Genomic DNA, 20812 nt, shown 5'->3' with positions numbered 1-20812 from the left:
CGCGAGCAAGCTCGCTCCTACAATTAGAGGATTTTGAAATGTCCACATTGATACGCCCGGCCCTGAGCCTGCTGGTCCTGATGACGCTGATCACCGGCGTCGCTTATCCACTGGTGGTCACGGGCGTGGCCCAGGTTGCATTCCCGGATCAGGCCAACGGCAGCCTGGTGCGGGATGCCGAGGGCAAGGTTCGCGGTTCCTCGCTGATCGCCCAGGATTTCGTTGGCGACGCCTGGTTCCACCCGCGTCCTTCGGCCGGTGCCTTTGCCACCGTGTCGAGCAGTGCCAGCAACCTGGCACCGAGCAACCCGGCGCTGGCGACGCGGGTGATCGACGATGCCAGCAAACTGCTGGTGCCAGGCCAGGGACCGGTGCCCCTGGCGCTGGTCACTACGTCTGGCAGCGGTCTCGATCCGCACTTGCCACCGGCGGCGATTGCCTATCAACTGGCGCGTGTCGCGACGGCACGCAACCTGCCGGTGGCGACCCTGCAGCAACTGCTGGATGCCCACATCGAGCAGCCACTGGTAGGCCCGCCGGTGGTGAATGTGCTTGAGTTGAATCTGGCGCTGGAAAAACTGTAAATCGGCGGTGCAGCCATTCGCGAGCAGGCTCGCTCCCACAGGAGTATGCATTCCAATTGTGGGAGCGAGCCTGCTCGCGATGACGGCCTCACAATCACCACAACAACATCTGAAAAAAGAGATTCCCAAGCATGAGCAACTCCGGCCGCGCCGACGCGCTGTTAGCAGACCTGCCCCGCGATGGCCGTGGCCGGCTCAAGGTGTTTCTCGGCGCCGCGCCGGGTGTCGGCAAGACCTACGCCATGCTGCAAGCGGCCCACACCCAGTTACGCCAAGGGGTGAAAATCATCACAGGCGTCGTCGAAACCCACGGTAGGGCCGAAACCGAAGCCCTGCTCGGCGGCTTGCCGCAGCAGCCGTTGGTGCGATCCGAGTACCGTGGCGTGTTGCTCGAAGAAATGGATCTCGACGGTCTGCTCCTCGCCAAACCGAAGTTGGTGTTGGTCGACGAACTGGCGCACACCAACGCTCCGGGCAGCCGTCACGAAAAGCGCTGGCAGGACATTCAGGAACTGCTCGCCGCCGGCATTGACGTGTACACCACGGTCAACGTCCAGCACCTGGAAAGCCTCAATGACCAGGTGCGCGGCATCACCGGCGTGCAGGTCCGCGAAACCCTGCCGGACTGGGTGTTGCAGGAAGCCTATGAACTGCTGCTGATCGACTTGCCGCCACGGGAGCTGCTGGAGCGTCTGCGCGATGGCAAGGTCTATGTGCCGGAGCAGGCGCGGGCGGCCATCGACGCGTTCTTTTCCCAGACCAACCTGACGGCCCTGCGCGAGCTGGCGATGCAAACGGCGGCGGCTCAGGTCGATAACGATCTGGCCCAAGGGTATCGTCAGTTGGGGCAAGCGGCGCCGGCCGTGCGCGGGCGTTTGCTGGTTGGGGTCGACGGCGATGCCCAGGCCGAGCGCCTGGTACGGCATGCCAGTCGCGTGGCCCAGCGGCGGCACCTGCCCTGGAGCCTGGTGCACGTGGACAATGGCAGCGTGCGTGACGAGCAGTCCCGCCTGCGTCTGCAAAGCGCCCAGCAACTGGCTGAGCGGCTGGGAGGCGAAGTGGTGTTGCTGCGCGCCGGTGAAGTGGCGAAAACCCTGATCCAGCATGCGGCCGAACGCCGGGCCAGCCTGGTGCTGGTCGGCCAGTCCCGGCCGCGGTTGCGCCGACGTCTGTTCGGGGGCGGGCTGGCGGCACGGTTGCTGCGTAATGCGCGCGGACTGGAGATCAACGTTCTCGACAGCGATCATCAACAGCATCAACCCCATCAGCGGTCGATGCATTCACTGGTCTGGTTCGACTACGCATTGGTCGTGGTCGCGACGGTTCTGGCCAGCGCCCTGGCCTGGGCCGTGGCGAGTGTTCTGCCTTTGCCGAACATTTCCCTGGTGTTCCTTGCAGCGGTGTTGCTGGTGGCAGTGCGCAGCAGTCTCGGACCCGCGCTGGCCTGTGCGGCGCTGTCTTTCCTGACCTATGACTTCCTGTTCATTCCGCCGAATTTCTCTTTCAGTATCCAGCGCGAAGAAGACGTGCTGACCTTGTTGTTCTTCCTGCTGATGGCGGCCCTCACCGGCAACCTGGCGGCGCGCCAGCGCAGGCAATTGCAGGCACTGCGCGATACCCAGGAAGAGACCACCGAATTGCTCGACCTGTCACGCAAGCTCACCGCCGCCACCGACCGCCAGGCTGTGGTCAGCGCGGCCGCCCAGCACCTCAACGGTTGGAACGATGTACAACTGTGCCTGCTCAATCGCGACGGGCAAAGCAGCTGGAAAGTCGAAACCGGTGGCCCGCTGGAGTTCACCGAAGCCGAGCGCGCCGCCGCCGATTGGGCCTGGCAGCACGATCAACCCGCGGGTGCGGGCACCGGTACTTTGCCGTTCGGCCGCTGGTGGTGGTGGCCATTATCGGTGGAGGACGGCCCACTGGCGTTGCTTGGTGTGTGCGCCAGGGAAGGCCAGACCCTGAGCGGCCAGCGCCGACGCTTGTTGACTGCGCTGAGCCAGCCGCTGGCCCAGGCGCTGGCCCGGGCGCAACTGGCCGATGATCTGGAAGCGGCGCGGCTGCACGGCGAAACCGAGCAACTGCGCAGCGCCTTGCTGGCGTCGGTGTCCCACGATTTGCGCACTCCGCTGACGTCCATGCGTGGCAGTATCGATAGCCTGCTGGCCTTGGGTGAAGCGATCCCGCTGGAGGATCGGCGTGAGTTACTCGAAGGCACCCGCGATGAAGCCGAGCGCCTCGACCGCTACATTCAAAACCTGCTCGACATGACCCGCCTCGGCCACGGTGCGTTGAAGCTGGCGCGGGATTGGGTGTCGCCAGCGGACATCGTCGGCAGTGCGCTCAATCGCCTGCGGACAGTCCTTGCGTCGCTGCAGGTCAGCACTGACGTGTCGGCCGAGTTACCGTTGCTGTATGTGCATGCCGCGCTGATCGAACAGGCACTGATCAACGTGATGGAAAACGCCGCGCGGTTTTCGCCGCCCCACGGGCGTTTGCAATTGCGCGCCGGGGCCGATGACAGTGAGCTGTTTTTTTCAGTCAGCGATGAGGGCCCGGGGATTCCGGAGGCGGAACGGGCGAAGATTTTCGACATGTTCTATACCGCGGCGCGGGGTGATCGCGGCGGGCAGGGTACCGGGCTGGGGCTGGCGATTTGTCAGGGCATGGTCGGTGCCCATGGCGGGCGCATCAGCGTTACCGACGGCATCGAGGGGCGCGGCACTTGCATCATATTGCACCTGCCGTTGCAGGCACAGCCGGGATACGAAAGTGAAGCCTGATCGAGCTTGCGCTAATCTCTTGCCACTTCTTTGTGTTGATGTGAATTCATGAGCCAGACCGCAACCATTTTGGTCATCGACGACGAACCGCAGATCCGCAAATTCCTGCGCATCAGCCTCGCTTCCCAGGGCTATAAAGTGCTGGAGGCGGGCACCGGCAGCGAAGGGTTGGCGCAAGCTGCGTTGAACAAACCGGACTTGCTGGTGCTCGATCTCGGCTTGCCGGACATGGACGGCCAACAGGTATTGCGCGATTTTCGCGAGTGGTCGACGGTGCCGGTGCTGGTGCTCTCCGTGCGCGCCAGTGAAGGGCAGAAAGTCGAAGCCCTGGATGGCGGCGCCAATGACTACGTGACCAAGCCGTTCGGCATCCAGGAGTTCCTGGCGCGGATTCGGGCGTTATTGCGCCAGGCACCCGCAGGCGAGATACAACAAGCAGCGTTGACCTTTGGTCCGTTGACGGTCGACCTGGCGTATCGCCGGGTGCTGCTCGACGGAGTCGAAGTCGCGCTGACCCGCAAGGAATACGCCGTGCTGGCGCAACTGGCGCGGCATCCGGGGCGGGTGATCACCCAGCAGCAATTGCTCAAGGACATCTGGGGACCGACCCACACCGAAGACACTCACTACTTGCGTATCGTGGTTGGGCACTTGCGCCAGAAACTCGCGGATGACCCGACCCAACCCAGGTTCATCGTGACCGAGGCAGGGGTGGGGTATCGGTTGTTGAGTGAGGGCAGCCTTTAGTTTTGTGCTGAATGATCCGGCCCCATCGCGAGCAGGCTCGCTCCCACATGGGATCCTGGTCAGACACACATTTTGTGAACACCAAAGATTCACTGCGGGAGCGAGCTTGCTCCGGGCGGCGTTCCGACGATGAGGCCCTTACATTCAATCGAGAGTTTTCAGGCGCTCAGTTCTGCTCATTCTCATACCTGTCCAGCGTATCCCGCGCAATCTCCCGTCCCAGCGCGATCAGCTCCGGCGCCTTGTAGAACTCGAAAAACCGACACACGCGCTTGGGCACGTTGATCAGGATGTCCGGTGGGTACCCGGCAATCTTGTACTGCGCCAGCGACGTCTGCATCACCTCGAAACTCTGGTTGATCAAATCCAGCAAGGACGCCGGTCCGACGTTGTCGATGATGAACGAACCGGTGGCGGAGCGGGGGGCGCCACTGGCTTGCGGAGCGGCCGCGGGTTGCTGCGCCTCGGGCTCGGCGGATTCGATCCACGGATTGAAGTCCGCACCTTCGGCCTTCAAGGCTTCCTGTTCCAGAACCAACAATTGTTCAGCCTGTTTGCGCCGGAACGGCAGCTTCGAGCCGACGGAGTTGATCAGACTGTCGAAGCGGGTCTTGAAGGCGGCGGGACGCTGGATGACTGGCAATTGATAGTGGCGCTGGTTGGTGGAGTTGAGGTTGACCGCGATGATCAAATCGCAATGGCTCGACACGACGGGCACGATCGGTAGCGGGTTGAGAATGCCGCCGTCGACCAGCATGCGGTTGCCCTGCATCACCGGGGTAAACAGGCTGGGAATCGCTGCCGAGGCGCGCATGGCCTGATGCAGGCAACCTTCCTGGAACCAGATTTCCTGCTGGTTGGTCAGGTCGGTGGCAACCGCGGTGTAGGGGATGCGCAAGTCTTCGATGTTGATCTCGCCGACGATCTTGCGGATCTGCCCGAAGACTTTCTCGCCACGAATCGCCCCCAGACGAAAACTGACGTCCACCAGACGCAATACGTCGAGATAGTCCAGGCTCTCGATCCAGTCGCGGTAATCCTTGAGTTTGCCGGCGGCGTAGATCCCGCCCACCACCGCGCCCATGGAGCAACCGGCGATACAGGCAATGTCATAGCCGCGCCGTTCGATCTCTTCAATGACCCCGATATGTGCATAACCCCGGGCTCCACCCGAGCCCAATACCAGTGCGACACGCTTTTTCATGGATCGCCCTCGTTTGAATGATTCAACAATGCACCCATCGAGGGGCATGCTTCAATCGCCATGGTCGTTCGATGGGGCAAGAGCGTCGTATTTTCGACACTCCATGGCGGCACATGGTTATTCTCGTCAGCGCTATAGTTTGCACAGCGGACCAACGGCACTTTTCAGGTGCCACAACGTCTTACCTGCACGACTGTTGACCTATCTTTGAGGAGTGAGTGATGAAAGCCTGGATCTGCGTGCCATTGATTGCCCTGGCGCTCGCCGGTTGTGCCGGCAAAACTGCTTATCGCGACAGTTGCGGTAGCAACCTGGATGCTGCATGGCATGAACTGGACCTGGCCAAGGCCGAAGGTTTTGCCGGGACCGTCAGTTACTCCAAGGCCCTGTCGCTGTTGACCGCAGCCAAGACCCAGCAGCAATTCGAGGGGTTCGAAGGCTGCACCACCAAAGCCGAAAAGGCCCGCTTCTATATTCGTGAGTCGCGCGCGGGGCGTTGAAGGCAAAAAGCAGCTGCAGGCTCTAAGCTATGAACTGCAAGACTCATCGGGTTTGCAGCTCGAGGCTTGCAGCCTGGCGCTGTTTACGGAGTAAACCCCCATGATCGATCGGTTGGTGGCTCAGGTTCTGGGCCTGGAAGTTCGTCTGCTGGCCTGTCAGGCCCGCTTGAAAGAGCGTACAGACCCTGAAGCGTTACACGATCTGCGCACAACCATGCGTCGGTTGCGCAGCCTGTTGCGACCCTTGCGCGGGCAGCCCGGTGTCGAACAACTTGAAGCGGCGGCCTCCCGGGTGGGCGATCTGAGCACGCCATTGCGTGATCGCGAAGTGCTGGCGGCGTACCTGCTCCAGCACCATCAACCCCAAGCCGCACAGTGGCGCATGGCGCAAATGGCCGAGGCCTATCCGGCTGTGGCGGCCAGTCCCGAGCTCGCGCAGATGTTGATCGTCCTCGATGCGTTTCCGCGTTTTCTGCGTGCCGCCCAGCGCCAGGGATTGCTCAAGGGCCTGCGCAAGCGCATCGAAAAACGCCTGGGCCAGCAGTGGAAAAAACTCGACGAGGCCCTGCACGATCCGACTCATGACCGACATCGGCTGCGCCTGCTGATCAAGCGCGTGCGCTATGGCATCGACGCTTACCCCGAGCTGGACCGTTTGCCGAAAGCGGCCATACCCCGACTGAAATCGGCCCAGGGCGCGCTGGGTGACTGGCACGATTGCGTGCAATGGCTGGCCATGGCTGAACGGGAAGCGGATTTGCAGCCCTGTGTTGCCGTGTGGGAAGCCACCATGGCCGAGGCCGAAAGCCGCGCGGACCGGGTACTGGAAAAACTCAGTCGCGATTGCTTCAAGTCCTGAGACCTCTCGAGATCCATTGTGGGAGCGAGCAGGCTCGCTCCCACATGGGCAACATTGAGCCCATGGATTTTGTGTTAGAGCCGAGCACGGCTCATCTGTCAGTCAATTTGGCCGGAATGGGTGCTGTATAGCCTTCGCTGGCTGGTTAAGATCCCTTCATCTTTTTCCGATCCCAGAGGTTTTCATGCGCTTTTCCGAACTGCTCGACGCTGTCCGCAGCCAACCGCTGGAGCTGTCTATCCCGGCCTCCTGGGCCCAGGGGCGAGCCAGTTTCGGTGGCCTGGTGGCTGCTTTGCAGTACGAAGCCATGCGTGCCCGGGTTCCGGTAGATCGTCCGGTGCGTTCGTTGGCAATCACCTTCGTCGGCCCGGTTGAACCCGAGGTACCGGTCAGTTTTGAGGTCGAGGTGCTGCGCGAAGGCAAGGCCGTCAGCCAAGTGCTGGGCCGGGTGATGCAGAAGGGCCAGGTGGTGACGTTGATCCAGGGCAGCTTTGGTGCCTCGCGCCCCTCGGAAGTGGCGGTGGCCGCTGAACCGGCACCGGAAATGAAGCACTGGGACGAATGCCAGGAATTGCCTTTTGTCGAAGGTGTCATCCCGGAGTTCATGCGGCATTTGGCGATGCGCTGGAGTGTCGGCGGGCTGCCGTTCAGCGCTAGTACATCCCGGCAAATGGGTGGCTGGGTACGCTTGCGCGGTGATGTAAAGGAAGAGGCCATCAGCGAGGCGCATATCCTGGCGCTGGTGGACGCCTGGCCACCGGCCCTGATGCCGTTTTTGAAGAAACCGGCGATGGGCAGCACGCTGACCTGGACCATCGAGTTCGTGCAACCGCTGTTGGAACTGAACACCCTGGACTGGTGCAAATACCTCGTCGAAACCGAGTACGCCGCCGACGGCTACGGGCATGCCGCCGCCAAAATGTGGAGCGTGGATGGCCGGTTGATCGCCATGAGCCGGCAGACGGTGACCGTGTTCGCCTGATCAGTGACGGCGGTGGCGCTCACGCCAGGCGCGCCACCAGCCACCGCTGAGGAAGAACCGCGGAAACGTCAGGAACTGCTCGACCAACAGACGCGATACCGCATCCTTGCGATCACTGAAGGGTTCGGCGACTTGGGTCTCCAGGCTGTGGCCGTGGCGTTGCAAGGCCAGCGCCGCCATCACACCGATCACGCCGATGGCGATGTTTGCCAGGCTCAGGCTGAACACCCCGGACACGATCAGCAGAAATGCCACGATGAACAGCGGCACCGCGATCAGGTGCAACACCAGATTGGTCGGGTGCTGATGATTGTTCGGGTACGCTCGCCATTGCCAGGCGGGAAGGTTGGGGTGACGTTTGCCCATGATGCTGATCCTCGATCCATGTTGAACACATGTAGGAAGAATAGGCCCGGTCAATGCTGGCGGCGAATCAAGGCTGGCTATTGGCTTGATAGGTGTCATGGTCTGGATTGATGTTGCCGGTTCCGGCCTCATCGCGGGCAAGCCCCCACATTCGTCCGCATTCTAATGAAAGAACTCGGTCACCTGTGGGAGCGGGCTTGCCCGCGATGAGGACATGACATCCAACATCGTTGTTATCTGAAAGTCCGCTATCGCGGGCAAGCCCGCTCCCACAGGGATTTATGTTAATCAGGAGATCAATGGCAGCCCATAAAACGCCCGCGCACAGGCTGTAGTGTGCGCCGCCAGATCTTCCTGGCTTTCCCCCCGATGCAGCGCCACTTCGCGCAATACTTCGGTCAGGTACGCCGGCTCGTTCCGCCCGTTTTTCGGCTTGGGGCGCAGGCTGCGCGGCAGCAGGTACGGTGCATCGCTTTCGAGCATCAGGCGTCCGCGCTTGATCTCCTTGACCAGCGGATGCAAATGCGTGCCCCGGCGCTCGTCGCAGATCCAGCCGGTAATGCCGATGTGCAAGTCCAGGTCGAGATAGCTGAACAGTGCCTTCTGTTCGCCAGTGAAGCAGTGCACCACCGCGGCCGGCAGTCGGTCGCGGAAGTCGCGCAGGATTTCCAGCAAACGCTGGCTGGCGTCGCGCTCGTGCAGAAAAACCGGCAGCTGCAATTCGACGGCCATGGCCAGATGTTCTTCGAGGACTTTCTCCTGTTGAGGGCGCGGCGAGAAATCACGGTTGAAATCCAGCCCGCACTCACCCACGGCCACCACATTCGGCTCCATGAGCAAGCTGCGCAAACGTCGGGCGCTGTCGGCGTTCCAGTCGCTGGCGCAGTGAGGGTGAATACCGGCGGTGGCGAACAGGCGCTGGGCGCTTTCGTCCAGTTGCTGGCACAGCTCAAGGGCCTGTTCACTGCCCTCGACACTGGTGCCGGTCAGCACCAGTTGGCACACGCCGGCCGCGTAGGCGCGGTCGAGTACGGCCTGGTGTTTGTCGGCAAAACTGGCGTTGGTCAGGTTGACGCCGATATCGATGAGTTTCATGGTGCTACCTCGGCCCAAAGGCCGGAAAGCATATCAGAGCCGTGGATTTATAAGAAAAGCCAAGAACTACAACGGGTTAACGCTGTCTCTTGAGCCGCGGACCAGGCCGGGTTGGTAGTTTTGCCATCATTGTGCCAGTCTTTCGCACTTTGCTGGCGCCTTGGGCGCTCTGTTTTTGTCGCCGCGCTTGATGGTTTTCGTCATTGAAGCGGGCCTCATATTCTTTCCGGAGAGTGGATGATTCGTCCCTCGGTTTTGCTACTGCTGTGTTGTTCGCTGCTACTGCCGATGACGGCGGTCGCGCGTCTGCCCGGGCCGCTGCAAGCCGTACCGGCCAGCAAGGTCCGCGACCTCGCGGAAATTCGCAGCAGCCGTGTACTGCGGGTGTTGGTCAACCAGAGCCGCAACAGTTCCGGCGAAGTCCAGGGGCAGGCGATCGGGGTCGAATACCATCGCCTGAGAGCGTTCGAGCAATACCTCAACGGCCACGCCCGTGACGGCCAGGAAATCACCCTCAAGATCATTCCCAAGGCCAAGGATCAACTGCTTGGCGCATTGCAGCGCGGGGAGGGCGACCTGGTGGCGCCAGGCGAGTTGCTCGATCTGCAACCCGGCTTCGCCGTCAGCACCAGTGAGCCGATTGCCAGCAACATCCCGTTGGTCCTGGTGGGCATCAAGGGCGAACGCCGCTACACCAGGCTTGAACAGCTTTCCGGCAAGACCCTGGCGTTACCCGCCGGCAGCGCCGCCGGAGATGCCGTCAGCCAGATCAATCAAAAGCTCGCCTTGCACAAACTGCCACCGGTCACAATCGAATGGGTCGATCCGAGCCTTGCCGTCGAGGATGTGCTGGAGATGGTGCAGGGCGGGATCTTCCACCTGACCATCGTCGAGCAGCCGATCGCCGAACGCTGGGGCAAAATCCTGCCCAAGCTGCGTTTCGACAAGCAGGTACTCGTCAGTGATCCAGGGGAAGAGTTCTGGTTCGTGCGCCGCGATGCCTCGATGTTGCGGGCCAGCATCGATCGCTTCCTCACCGTCTACAAAAAACCATCGGATCAGGACGTCGCGTTCCTGCGGATCTATCGTCGTCTCTATCAAGTGCACTATCCACTGGCCAAAGCGGACCGGCAGCGTCTGGAAAAACTTCGCCCGGTGCTGCAGAAACACGCTGATGCCCAGGGCATGGACTGGCTGAACCTGGCGGCGCTGGCCTTCAAGGAGTCAGCCCTGCAACCTGCCGCCCGCAGTGATGGTGGCCCGACCGGTCTGATGCAGATCACGCCTTCTGCGGCGCAGCGGGTAGGGGTCAACAATATTCAGGATCTTGATGGCAATGTGCAGGCCGGGGCCAAGTACCTGGCGATGATCCGGCGCAAGTTCTTTGCCAGCCCGAAACTCAACGAGCGCGAACGCATGGCCTTCGTGCTGGCGGCCTACAACATCGGGCCGGAGCGGGTCCAGGGCATGCGCGCCGAAGCGCGGCGGCGAGGCTTGAATCCCAACCAGTGGTTTTTCCAGGTCGAACGCATTGCCATGGAGCAAGTGGGTATGGGGCCTGTCAGCTATGTTAATAGCGTGAACAAGTATTACTTGGCGTTCGACCGGGAGCGCGAGTCGTTGGAGCCCCAGGAGCAAAAAGTTGCCTCACGAAAATGATCAACTAATCTGATTGTTATGGCGGGTTTTTTGCGCTTTTAACATGTGAATTACTGATTAATATAGCGGCCAACCAACACACACTTACAAGGAATGAATCAGCATGAGCACTCTGATCAACAAGGTACTGTCTACCCGCGCTGGCTACGGCCTGACGGTTCTGCGCATCGTGGTCGGCATTATTTCCGCCGCTCACGGCTCGCAGAAACTCTTCGGGGCATTCGGTGGCTATGGTCTGGCTGGAACCGCGCAGTACATGGAAAGCCTCGGACTGACGCCGGGTTACCTGATGGCGACACTGGCGGGCGGCATCGAATTCTTCGCCGGCCTGGCCCTGATCATCGGCTTGCTGGTTCGCCCGGCCGCGCTTGGCCTGGCCTTCCTGTTGCTGGTCGCGATTTTCTCGGTGCACATCAGCAACGGTCTGTTCATGGCCAACAACGGTTATGAATTCGCCCTGGCCTTGCTCGGTGGCAGTATCGCTGTATTGATCGAAGGTGCGGGCAAACTCTCGGCGGACCGTGCCATCGCTGGTTGACCGCTCTGGCTCAACGAAAAGGCCCGCATTGTCGGGCCTTTTTTGTTGAGCGTCATTCTTGACACTGTCCAGTCAGCTTCTCTAGGATGTTGCTCATGCGCCGATTTAAACAGCTACTTGCGGGGCGCCAGGTGACTCATCCAGTTACCGATAGAAGCCAGAACAGGCTTCGAAATACCGCTAAAGCGCTGGTTCGGTGTTGCCTCTCACCTGCCATGCAGACTTTTGAGGCAGAGACACGACACAATGAATGCACTAAACGCTGTTGTACGTCCCGCGCCGATCACGGCACACCTGACCCAGCGCAATCCAAAAATCCTGCTTGGTGGCAAACATCAGCCGACGCTCTTGCGTTATCTCGATGGTTGGCCACGTCGTACCGGCGGTCCTGCTGCCTTCCTGATCCAGTTTGTCGAAGACGGTGAGTCGCTCGCTCGTTTCGCCGACGACAGTTTCGACCTGGCGGTGATTCAATCCCCCAGTCTCGAAGATGCGCCTGAAGTGATCCGGCAACTGACCCGCGTTGCCCGGCAAGGGTTGATTACCCGGCGTTAAAGCTCACGGGTAGTCGATTGCCACAATGTACACACACTGTTCACCGGTAGGTGTCTGGACCCGAACCTCGGCGTCCAGTGCCTTGCCGATCAGTGCGCGGGCCAAGGGCGAGTCGATGCTGATCAGGCCCTGTTTGAGGTCCAGTTCATCCGGCCCGACAATGCGGTAGCGCGACTCTTTGCCATCCTCGTCCTCGATCGTGACCCAGGCGCCGAAATAGACCTTGTTCGGATCGCTGGGTTTTTCGCTGACAACCTTGAGCGCTTCCAGACGTTTGGTGAGAAAACGCACGCGGCTGTCGATCTCTCGCAGCATCTTTTTGCCGTAGGTGTATTCGGCGTTCTCCGAGCGATCACCCTGGGCCGCGGCTTCGCTGACAGCCTGGGTAACCTGGGGCCGACGTACATGCCACAGCTCGTGGAACTCGGCGCGCATCCGCGCTTCACCCTCGGGGGTGATCAGCGCGGTGCCAGCGGTGCGGGGAGGGCGGTAACGGCTCATGACAGCTTCTTGTGGTGAGGATGGCAGGAGTCTATCAACCCTCGCGCAGGACTGTCAGCGGGCTGACGTTCAATGCCCGACGGGTGCCGAACACCCCGGCACCACCAATGAGCACGGCGCCCAGCAGTGGCAGCAGCAACAGCCATGGGTGCGGATGCCACGGCAGGTCAAAGGCGTAGCGATAGAGCACCCAACTCACCACTTCCGAACCCAGTGCCGCCAGCAAGCCACTGACTGCGCCCAGCAAACCGAACTCGATACGCCGAGCCTTGACCAGCAATTGCCGCTCCGCCCCCAGCGCACGCAGCAACGCGCCCTGGCGAATGCGCTCATCCAGCGTCGCTTGCAGGCCGGAGAACAGCACCGCCATCCCCGCTGCCAACACGAACAACAACACGTACTCCACCGCCAGGGTCACTTGGGCGAGGATGCTGCGCAGTTGCTCCAGTAAGGCTTCGACCTGCAGGATGGTTACCGCCGGGAAAGCGCGGGACAGGTCGACAATCTGCTGATCGTGACCCGATGCCAGATAGAAACTGGTCAGGTAGGTCGCCGGTAGATCCTTGAGGGTGCCGGGCTGGAAGATCATGAAGAAGTTCGGTTGGAAGTTGTCCCAGTTGATCTCCCGCAGGCTGGTGACTTTCGCCTCGCGGTTGACCCCGCCAACGCTGAAAACCAGATGGTCGCCGAGCTTGATTTTCAGGCTTTCGGCGACCTTGCCTTCTACCGACACGCCGGGAACATCGTCCGGCGTCTGTTCGTTCCACCAATTGCCGGCCGTGAGTTTGTTGCCCGACGGCAGGTCCGCGGCCCAGGTCAGGCTCAGGTCGCGCTGGATTGCCCGATCACCTGCCGATTCCTTGGTGACAATTTGTTGCACCGGTTCGCCGTTGATGCTGATCAAGCGCCCCGGAACCACCGGGTACAGCGGTGCCGATTGCGCCGACACGGCGATCAGGTGATCGATGAAGGCCTGTTTGTCCGCCGGCAGGATGTTCAGCGCGAAGTAGTTTGGCGCGTTTTTCGGCAGCTGGTTCTGCCAGGTGTCCAGCAACTCGCCGCGCAGCAGCGCAATCAGTGCCATCGACAGCAGAATCAGGCCGAATGCCAGGGACTGGCCCGCGGCAGCAAGCGGATGACGCAGCAGTTGGCCCAGTCCCAGGCGCCAGGGCAAGGATGCACGAGCCAGCATGCGCCGCAGACTCTTCAACAGCAGCAACAACAAGCCGCCCAGCACCAGCGCTGCAATCACGCCGCCGCCGAGCAGGGCAAAGGTCAGCATCAGGTCCAGGCTCAGGCGCCACATGATCAGGGCGAGTGCGCCCAGCGCTGCGCCGTAGACCATCCAGGTGCTGGAAGGGATCGGCAGCATGTCCCGACGCAGCACGCGCAATGGCGGAACCCGGCCCAGAGCCGCCAGTGGCGGCAAGGCGAATCCGGCCAGCGCCACCAGTCCAGTGCCGATCCCGGCAACGGCCGGAAACAGCCCGCCCGGAGGCACGTCGGTCGGCAACAAGTCATGCAGCAGGGCAAACAGCCCCAGCTGTGCGAGCCAGCCGATGAGGGCGCCACTGATGCTGGCCAGCAGCCCGAGCACGGTCAGTTGCAGGCTGAACAACACCATGGTTTCCCGGCGTGACAGCCCGAGGCAGCGCAGCAAGGCACTGGCATCGAACCGGCGGGTGGCGAAACGGGTTGCCGACAGCGCCACCGCCACGCCGGACAGCAACACCGCCACCAGGCTGGCCATGTTCAGGTAGCGTTCGGCTTTGCCCAGGGCGCCGCCGATCTGCCGGTTGCCGTCGCGGGCGTCCTGCAAGCGCTGGTTGGCGGCAAGGCCCGGTTTGATCAGTTGCCGATACGTCTCGAGTGCCTGAGCATTGCCTCGCCATAATTCGCGATAACTGACCCGGCTACCGGGTTGCACCACGCCGGTTGCCGCAAGGTCGTCGAGGTTGATCAGCACTCTCGGCGTCAGGCTGTAGAAGTTGCCGGCGCGGTCGGGTTCGTAAGTCAGCACCCGCGCCAGTTTCAGGGTTTTCATGCCGACATCGATGCTGTCGCCGATCTTCAGGTCCAGGGCGGTCAGCAGGCGCGCCTCGACCCAGGCTTCGCCGGGTTGCGGTCCGCCACCGACGGTTTCCGCGGCGAAGGGTGCGGGCGCGCTTTTCAATTCGCCGCGTAGCGGGTAGGTGTCGTCGGCGGCCTTGATGCTGGACAGCTGGATGCTGTTGTCGGTGGCGATGACGCTGGAGAACTCCACCACTTGAGCGTGTTCCAGACCCAGTTCGGTGCCGCTTCTTATCTGTTCGGGGCGCGCAGGCGAACTGCCTTCGAGCAGCAGGTCGGCACCGAGAAATTCGGTAGCGCGCAGCATCATGGCGCCGTTCAGCCGGGCGCCGAAATAGCCGATGGCGGTGCTGGCGGCCACGGCCACCAGCAAGGCGAAAAACAACACGCGCAACTCACCGGCGCGGGCATCGCGCAGCAATTGGCGGATGGCGATACTGAACAGGCGCAACAGCGGCAGACGTGCCATCAAGGCTCCAGAGGGGCGACCAGCAGGCCGGCTTCAAGACGGATCAGGCGCCGGCAACGATGGGCCAGGCGTTCATCGTGAGTCACCAGTACCAGGGTCGTGCCGCGCTCTTGGTTGAGCTCGAACAGCAAGTCGCTGATGCGCTCGCCGGTGTGGCTGTCGAGGTTGCCGGTCGGTTCGTCGGCGAACAGCACATCGGGCTCGGCGGCAAACGCGCGGGCAATCGCCACGCGTTGTTGCTCGCCTCCGGAGAGCTGGCGCGGCGAGTGAGTCAGGCGTTGGCCCAGCCCTACCCGTTGTAGCAATTGGGTGGCGCGTTCGCGGGCGTCTTTGCGGCCATCGAGCTCCAGCGGAAGCATGACGTTTTCCAGGGCATTGAGGCTGTCGAGCAGCTGGAATGACTGGAACACAAAACCCACATGCTCGGCGCGGATGCGTGCACGCTGGTCTTCATCGAGGTTGCTCAGGCCTTGCCCTGCAAGAGTGACTTCGCCGCTGCTCGGCAGGTCGAGACCGGCAAGCAGGCCCAGCAGGGTGGACTTGCCAGAGCCGGAAGCGCCGACGATGGCCAGGCTATCGCCCCTGTTCAGTTCCAGGCTGAGTTGGTGCAGGATGGTCAGTTCACCTTCCGCGCTGGGAACCACTTTGCTAAGGTCCTTCGCGATGAGAATGCTTGCGCCCATGGAGAGTCCGATGCGTGTCTGGTTTTTGAGTGCTGGCCTGGCCTTGATGTGCATGGCCCAAAACGCAGCGGCGGGTACAGTCCTGATCGTTGGCGATAGTATCAGCGCCGGTTTCGGGCTGGATACCCGGCTGGGGTGGGTGTCGCTGCTTGAGCAACGGCTCAGGCGCGAAGGTTTCGACGACAAAGTGATCAATGCGTCTATCAGTGGCGACACCAGTGCCGGAGGCCAGGCGCGCCTGCCCGCGCTGCTTGCAGAGCATAAACCGGAACTGGTGATCCTCGAGTTGGGCGGCAATGACGGCCTGCGCGGGATGCTGCCAACTCAATTGCAACAAAATCTTGCTTCGATGATCGACAGCTCCCGGGCCAGCGGTGCCAAGGTGCTGTTGCTCGGGATGCAATTGCCACCCAATTACGGTGCGCGTTACACCAAGGCGTTCGCCGAGGTCTACAGCAACCTGGCCGATGAGAAAAAGATCCCGCTGGTGCCGTTTTTCCTCGACGGCGTGGGCGGCCATCCTGACTTGATGCAGGCCGACGGCATACATCCGGCGGCCGGGGCCCAGGACAAGTTGCTGGAAAATGTCTGGCCTACTCTAAAACCGCTGTTATGACACTTTTCTAGAAGAAGGCTTTCGGCTAAGGTGGCGCCCCGATTTGGAGCCCCCGATGCCGCGTCCCGCCTGGTCACTATTTGCCTACCAACTGATCGAGCCTGACGAACAGCTGGATCTGTTCGCCTGCCAGGAAGTGCGGGTGCATCTGGTGACCCGTCAGCTGGAGTTGGGCGGTTCGGCGGACCGGACCCTGTGTGGCAGTCTGTTGCCGGCGCAACCGCGCTGGTCGAGTGTTGATCGCCGGGTGTTTCAGGACCAGCGGCTGTGTTCGTTGTGCCGGGCCATTCTTGAGTCGCAGAAACGGGGTACGTCGCCGATCTGGCCGGAGTTGCGGTTCGAGCTTTGATCCGTCAGGAGTCGAGGCGGCCTGACAGCCGGCCTGTCTTTTGTTGACCGCGTACATATCCGTTTTTTTGGTAACGGCGGCATATGGTTTAGCCCTTACGGCGAGTCACTTTTTTTACAAGCGCCTAAAAAAATAACCCAAAAATCACTCGTCCCTTACGTACGGCCCCTCGCCAAGGCTCGGGGCTCCTTCGCTCCGGCATTCATCCGGGGGCATTGCCCTCCGGTCGGCTTCGCTCGACCTCCTCTCGATGTGTTCGGCTGCGCCGAACGGCGCTGCGCGCCCACCCCCGGATGAACACCTCCACTCAGCCTTCCGAGGGGGCGGGTGGATCAAGATCAAGAGCTGTAGGCGAGCTAACGCTCGGCCTGATGAGTGGTGAAGAGCGAAGGTGTACGCCGATCCGCTTTTGCTCTTCTGTGGGAGCGACGGTGCGGCGGGCCCACGGAGCAGGACCGGAGCGAGGGCATGCCGAGCCTAGGCGAGGCACCGAACGTCAGGGGCAAGAGCCCTTGGTTACTTGGGGCTTATCCAAGTAACCCGCATAAGGGCGGAACCATTAGCGGCAGTTACCGCAAAAACGGATATGTACACCCTCAAAAATCCACGCCGCCTGCCACACAGCCATCACAAGCAAGCTCGCCCCCACACGGGATCGAGGACAATCTCAAAATCGCCTAGCACTGCCTGCAATCGGGCGATCTCCCCGAAATAACGGATGGCGGTGTACAATCGCGTTCTTATACCCTCAGTTGATCATGCGAAGGATTTTCCGGATGTTGTCGCGCTTTCCTGCCGTCACCCGCTGCCTGACTCTTGCCGCCCTCTTTGTAGCCGGTCCAGTCGCAGCATTGGAGTTTCCCCTGCCACCGCCAGGTGAGGACATCATCGGCCAGGTGCAGGTGATCAAGGCCAAGTACGAAGATACCTTCGCCGACCTTGGTACCGCCTACGATCTGGGCTACACGGAAATGGTCGCGGCCAACCCGGGAGTCGATGCCTGGTTGCCAGGCGCCGGCACGGAAATCATCCTGCCGACCCGCTTCATCCTGCCACCAGGCCCGCGTGAAGGCATCGTGATCAACCTGGCCGAGTACCGCCTCTACTACTACCCGAAAGGCAAGAACGTGGTGTACACGTTCCCGCTGGGTATCGGTCGTGAAGGCTGGGGCTCGCCGATTGCCCACACCAGCATCACCGCCAAGACACCGAACCCTACCTGGACGCCTCCGGCTTCGATCAAGGCCGAGCACGCAGCAGACGGTGATCCGCTGCCCAATGTCGTGCCGGCCGGCCCTGACAACCCGCTGGGGCCGTTCAAGTTCACCCTGGGCACGCCGGGCTACCTGATCCACGGTTCGAACAAGAAGTTCGGTATCGGCATGCGCACCAGCCACGGTTGCTTCCGCATGTTCAACAACAACGTGCTGGAAATGGCGGGCATGGTACCGGTCGGTACGTCGGTGCGGATCATCAACGACCCGTACAAGTTTGGCCTGAGTGGCGGCAAGGTCTATCTGGAGGCGCATACGCCGCTGGACGACAAGGGCAACCCGTCGGTGGTCGACAAGCACACTGCAGTCATCAATGCGATGCTCAAGCGCGAAGACATCACCAACAACCTGCGCATGAACTGGGATGTGGTGCGTGATGTGGTCGCCGCTGAAGACGGCCTGCCGGTAGAGATCGCTGTGCCGGGTAACGGCGTCGTACCGATGGTGTCGAGCACTCCGGTCGACCCGCTGCAGTGACGCTGGAAAAGAGCCCGTCGGCGCGGACCGCGTCGACGGGTTTTTTATTGCCTGGAGAAACGCCGGGCAATAAAAAAGCCGACCCAAAAAATGGGTCGGCTTGATAACAATCCCGAAGGATTATTACTTGCGGCTAGCTTTGTCCAGCATGCGCAGAGCACGCTCGTTAGCTTCGTCAGCAGTCTGTTGTGCTTTTTGAGCAGCAGCCAGAGCTTCATCAGCTTTACGGTAAGCTTCGTCTGCACGAGCCTGGGAGCGAGCAGCTGCGTCTTCAGTAGCGGTCAGACGTGCTTCGGTTTCTTTCGATGCGCTGCTGCAACCGGTAGCCAGAACTGCGGCCAGAGCCAGAGCAGAGAATTTCAGAACGTTGTTCATCGTGTTCCCCTTCAAGGACTTTCTATTAAGTAGCTATCTCCTCCGATTGAGGAAATAGCCGGCGTACATACTACCCATTACTTGTAGTAAGTAAAACTGACGTGACGCAAGAAGCAAAAAAAATTGTAGGCGTTGATTCTTTTTCGAGCAACTTTTAACTGAATTGTTTAAAAAGTATCCAGCTGCAAGGCCCGTGGCTGAGCGAGCACGCGAGAAAAAGTTCCTGTGGCAGGGTGCTCTTTTTCCTGGTCCGGCTAAAGTCCGCCTACATGGATTCGTCTACACTTTTGTTCGGCTTTTGTGTGGCGCCTCTCAATATCTTTCTCGATGTTCAGGTGACTTTAACAACGGGCGCTCGTCTTAAGTCTCAACATCCGGCAATGTACAGGCTATCGACCTGGAGTGATCTTCGGTCGAGCCAATCCTGCGTGATCCGGAGCAGCACCCGCCAACCCGCACGATGACGAGCGCACCTTGAGCATTTCTGCCAATGGTGCCTACTATTTGTACGTGCTCGGTAGCGCGAGATCGGTGCAGCTCTTCTCGGTGTCCATTCAGGCACGGGGTGGCGTAGATGTTCCTTCGCCGGAAAAACATCGGTAAGGTAGGGGTCAAAATTCCAGACCCGCGAGGAGTAGTGATGAGCGAGGCGTTGTCCATCCACCATGACCAGGCTGGTCATCAGTTCGAGACCAATGTGGACGGTCATCGTGCCTATCTGACCTATATGGATCTGGGGAAACAGACCCTGGATATCTATCGCACCTTCGTGCCCAACGCATTGCGTGGTCGCGGTATTGCGGCAGCCTTGACCGAGAAGGCGCTGGAGTACGCTGACGAAATGGGCTACACGGTCATTCCATCGTGCTCCTACGTCGAGCGCTACATGGAGCGTCACCAGCGGCATGCGGCCAAGCTGAGTCAGTGACCTTCAACAAAACGAACGCATAAAAAAACGCCGGGTTCAGCCCGGCGTTTTTTTGTGTGCTGCAAAAACGATCAGCTGCGATCGCGTTTAGGCAGCACATCCTTGAGCTTGGCATGCATGCTGCGCAAGGTGTTTTCGGTCGCAGTCCAGTCGATGCAGGCGTCGGTGATCGACACGCCGTACTGCAGGTCGGCGAGGTCTTTCGGGATCGCCTGGGCGCCCCAGTTCAGGTGGCTTTCAACCATCAGGCCGATGATCGACTGGTTGCCTTCGAGGATCTGGTTGGCGACGTTTTCCATCACCAGCGGTTGCAGGGCCGGATCCTTGTTGGAGTTGGCGTGGCTGCAATCGACCATGATGTTCGGCTTGATCTTCGCCTTGTTCAGCGCCTGCTCGCAGAGCGCAACGCTGACCGAATCGTAGTTCGGCTTGCCGTTGCCGCCGCGCAGCACCACGTGACCGTAGGCATTGCCCTTGGTGGTCACGATCGACACGCCACCTTCCTGGTTGATGCCCAGGAAGCGGTGCGGGCTGGAAACCGACTGCAGGGCGTTGATCGCCACGGTCAGGCCGCCATCGGTGCCGTTCTTGAAGCCGACGGCCGAGGACAGGCCGGAGGCCATTTCACGGTGAGTCTGGGATTCGGTGGTGCGCGCGCCGATGGCCGACCAGCTGATCAGGTCCTGCAAGTATTGCGGGGAGATCGGGTCGAGGGCTTCGGTGGCGGTCGGCAGGCCTTTTTCGGCCAGGTCCAGCAGCAACTGGCGACCGATGTGCAAGCCGTCCTGGATCTTGAACGAGTCGTCCAGGTACGGGTCGTTGATCAAGCCTTTCCAGCCCACGGTAGTACGTGGCTTCTCGAAATACACGCGCATGACCAGATACAGGGTATCGGACACTTCGGCAGCGAGAGCCTTCAGGCGCTCGGCATATTCGTGGGCGGCCTTGATGTCGTGGATCGAGCAAGGCCCGATGACGACGAACAGGCGGTGGTCAGTGCCATCCAGAATGTTGCGAATGACTTCGCGGCCCTTGGTGACGGTGCGCAGTGCGGCGTCGCTCAGGGGAATATCGCGCTTGAGCTGATCGGGAGTGATCAGAGTCTCGTTGGAGGCGACGTTTAGGTCGTTGATCGGTAAATCAGCCATCGTTTACTCGTCAGGTCACGGGTGCCGGCCGCCAGCGAACCCGCGCGGCG

At 61.0% G+C, this 20812-nt stretch carries 21 protein-coding genes; 13 read left to right on the top strand and 8 right to left on the bottom strand.

The genetic code is table 11. The features are described from left to right. Positions 1-38: 38 nt before the first annotated feature. The 3 genes from kdpC to AC3ITY_RS24540 all read left to right on the top strand — a co-directional run bounded on the left by kdpC (position 39) and on the right by AC3ITY_RS24540 (position 4114). On the top strand, positions 39-584 hold the full coding sequence (gene kdpC, locus AC3ITY_RS24550) for a potassium-transporting ATPase subunit KdpC (protein ID WP_489305512.1): 546 nt from the start codon (positions 39-41) through the stop codon (positions 582-584). Between the two features lie 131 nt (positions 585-715). Beyond that, positions 716-3367 (top strand): DUF4118 domain-containing protein, encoded by a 2652-nt coding sequence (locus AC3ITY_RS24545; protein ID WP_489305510.1) that lies wholly within the window; start codon positions 716-718, stop codon positions 3365-3367. A gap of 48 nt (positions 3368-3415) precedes the next feature. Beyond that, a complete protein-coding gene (locus AC3ITY_RS24540) occupies positions 3416-4114 on the top strand; it encodes a response regulator (protein ID WP_489305509.1) in 699 nt (232 codons plus the stop codon). Between the two features lie 166 nt (positions 4115-4280). On the opposite strand, the gene AC3ITY_RS24535 is transcribed toward AC3ITY_RS24540, so the two are convergent. Beyond that, positions 4281-5318, bottom strand: coding sequence for a patatin-like phospholipase family protein (locus AC3ITY_RS24535; protein WP_489305507.1), 1038 nt, complete (start codon positions 5316-5318; stop codon positions 4281-4283). Between the two features lie 221 nt (positions 5319-5539). Here AC3ITY_RS24535 and AC3ITY_RS24530 point away from each other — a divergent pair, with 221 nt between their 5' ends. From AC3ITY_RS24530 to AC3ITY_RS24520, 3 genes are all read left to right on the top strand, one after another. Next, a complete protein-coding gene (locus tag AC3ITY_RS24530; RefSeq protein ID WP_008000319.1) occupies positions 5540-5818 on the top strand; it encodes a hypothetical protein in 279 nt (92 codons plus the stop codon). 100 nt (positions 5819-5918) lie between these two features. Continuing rightward, on the top strand, positions 5919-6677 hold the full coding sequence (locus tag AC3ITY_RS24525) for a CHAD domain-containing protein (RefSeq protein WP_489305506.1): 759 nt from the start codon (positions 5919-5921) through the stop codon (positions 6675-6677). A 184-nt stretch (positions 6678-6861) separates the two neighbouring features. Further along, positions 6862-7659, top strand: coding sequence for an acyl-CoA thioesterase (locus AC3ITY_RS24520; protein WP_489305505.1), 798 nt, complete (start codon positions 6862-6864; stop codon positions 7657-7659). Here the strand turns inward: AC3ITY_RS24520 and AC3ITY_RS24515 are convergent, their stop codons facing one another. Both AC3ITY_RS24515 and AC3ITY_RS24510 read right to left on the bottom strand, forming a co-directional pair. Continuing rightward, complete coding sequence (locus tag AC3ITY_RS24515) at positions 7660-8025, bottom strand: terminase (RefSeq protein ID WP_489305503.1); 366 nt, start codon at positions 8023-8025, stop codon at positions 7660-7662. Positions 8026-8313: 288 nt separating this feature from the next. Further along, positions 8314-9120 (bottom strand): TatD family hydrolase, encoded by an 807-nt coding sequence (locus AC3ITY_RS24510; protein WP_489305502.1) that lies wholly within the window; start codon positions 9118-9120, stop codon positions 8314-8316. 237 nt (positions 9121-9357) lie between these two features. Here AC3ITY_RS24510 and AC3ITY_RS24505 point away from each other — a divergent pair, with 237 nt between their 5' ends. The 3 genes from AC3ITY_RS24505 to AC3ITY_RS24495 all read left to right on the top strand — a co-directional run bounded on the left by AC3ITY_RS24505 (position 9358) and on the right by AC3ITY_RS24495 (position 11872). Beyond that, positions 9358-10779 (top strand): MltF family protein, encoded by a 1422-nt coding sequence (locus AC3ITY_RS24505; RefSeq protein ID WP_489305501.1) that lies wholly within the window; start codon positions 9358-9360, stop codon positions 10777-10779. A gap of 103 nt (positions 10780-10882) precedes the next feature. Further along, positions 10883-11317, top strand: coding sequence for a DoxX family protein (locus AC3ITY_RS24500; protein WP_046042643.1), 435 nt, complete (start codon positions 10883-10885; stop codon positions 11315-11317). Positions 11318-11563: 246 nt separating this feature from the next. After that, positions 11564-11872 (top strand): hypothetical protein, encoded by a 309-nt coding sequence (locus AC3ITY_RS24495; RefSeq protein WP_046043367.1) that lies wholly within the window; start codon positions 11564-11566, stop codon positions 11870-11872. A 3-nt stretch (positions 11873-11875) separates the two neighbouring features. Here the strand turns inward: AC3ITY_RS24495 and greB are convergent, their stop codons facing one another. The 3 genes from greB to AC3ITY_RS24480 are packed head-to-tail and all read right to left on the bottom strand — an operon-like array spanning position 11876 to position 15595. Beyond that, on the bottom strand, positions 11876-12373 hold the full coding sequence (gene greB, locus AC3ITY_RS24490; RefSeq protein ID WP_007973570.1) for a transcription elongation factor GreB: 498 nt from the start codon (positions 12371-12373) through the stop codon (positions 11876-11878). Between the two features lie 34 nt (positions 12374-12407). Continuing rightward, positions 12408-14912, bottom strand: coding sequence for an ABC transporter permease (locus AC3ITY_RS24485; RefSeq protein ID WP_489305499.1), 2505 nt, complete (start codon positions 14910-14912; stop codon positions 12408-12410). Then, positions 14912-15595, bottom strand: a complete 684-nt coding sequence (locus AC3ITY_RS24480; RefSeq protein WP_489305498.1) for an ABC transporter ATP-binding protein — start codon at positions 15593-15595, stop codon at positions 14912-14914. The genes AC3ITY_RS24485 and AC3ITY_RS24480 overlap by 1 nt, the downstream gene beginning before the upstream one ends. Positions 15596-15605: 10 nt before the next feature. Here AC3ITY_RS24480 and AC3ITY_RS24475 point away from each other — a divergent pair, with 10 nt between their 5' ends. From AC3ITY_RS24475 to AC3ITY_RS24465, 3 genes are all read left to right on the top strand, one after another. Further along, positions 15606-16211 (top strand): arylesterase, encoded by a 606-nt coding sequence (locus tag AC3ITY_RS24475; RefSeq protein ID WP_008049055.1) that lies wholly within the window; start codon positions 15606-15608, stop codon positions 16209-16211. 55 nt (positions 16212-16266) lie between these two features. Continuing rightward, positions 16267-16560, top strand: a complete 294-nt coding sequence (locus AC3ITY_RS24470; protein WP_003226812.1) for a hypothetical protein — start codon at positions 16267-16269, stop codon at positions 16558-16560. Between the two features lie 776 nt (positions 16561-17336). Next, positions 17337-18311 (top strand): L,D-transpeptidase family protein, encoded by a 975-nt coding sequence (locus AC3ITY_RS24465; RefSeq protein WP_489305497.1) that lies wholly within the window; start codon positions 17337-17339, stop codon positions 18309-18311. 123 nt (positions 18312-18434) lie between these two features. Here AC3ITY_RS24465 and oprI read toward each other — a convergent pair whose 3' ends face one another. Then, the gene (gene oprI, locus AC3ITY_RS24460; RefSeq protein ID WP_003199355.1) at positions 18435-18686 is read right to left on the bottom strand and encodes an outer membrane lipoprotei OprI; all 252 of its coding nucleotides are present in this window, start codon (positions 18684-18686) and stop codon (positions 18435-18437) included. Between the two features lie 640 nt (positions 18687-19326). Here oprI and AC3ITY_RS24455 point away from each other — a divergent pair. Then, on the top strand, positions 19327-19614 hold the full coding sequence (locus AC3ITY_RS24455; RefSeq protein WP_007973562.1) for a GNAT family N-acetyltransferase: 288 nt from the start codon (positions 19327-19329) through the stop codon (positions 19612-19614). A gap of 71 nt (positions 19615-19685) precedes the next feature. Here AC3ITY_RS24455 and AC3ITY_RS24450 read toward each other — a convergent pair whose 3' ends face one another. Then, positions 19686-20762 carry a 3-deoxy-7-phosphoheptulonate synthase gene (locus tag AC3ITY_RS24450; protein WP_489305495.1) on the bottom strand — a complete coding sequence of 359 codons (1077 nt, stop codon included), beginning with the start codon at positions 20760-20762 and terminating at the stop codon, positions 19686-19688. Positions 20763-20812 lie beyond the last annotated feature (50 nt).

It is taken from the genome of Pseudomonas sp. GL_091, assembly GCF_057837725.1.
The sequence above is the reverse complement of the archived record's forward strand: the minus strand, read 5'-3'. Positions and strand labels throughout refer to the sequence as shown.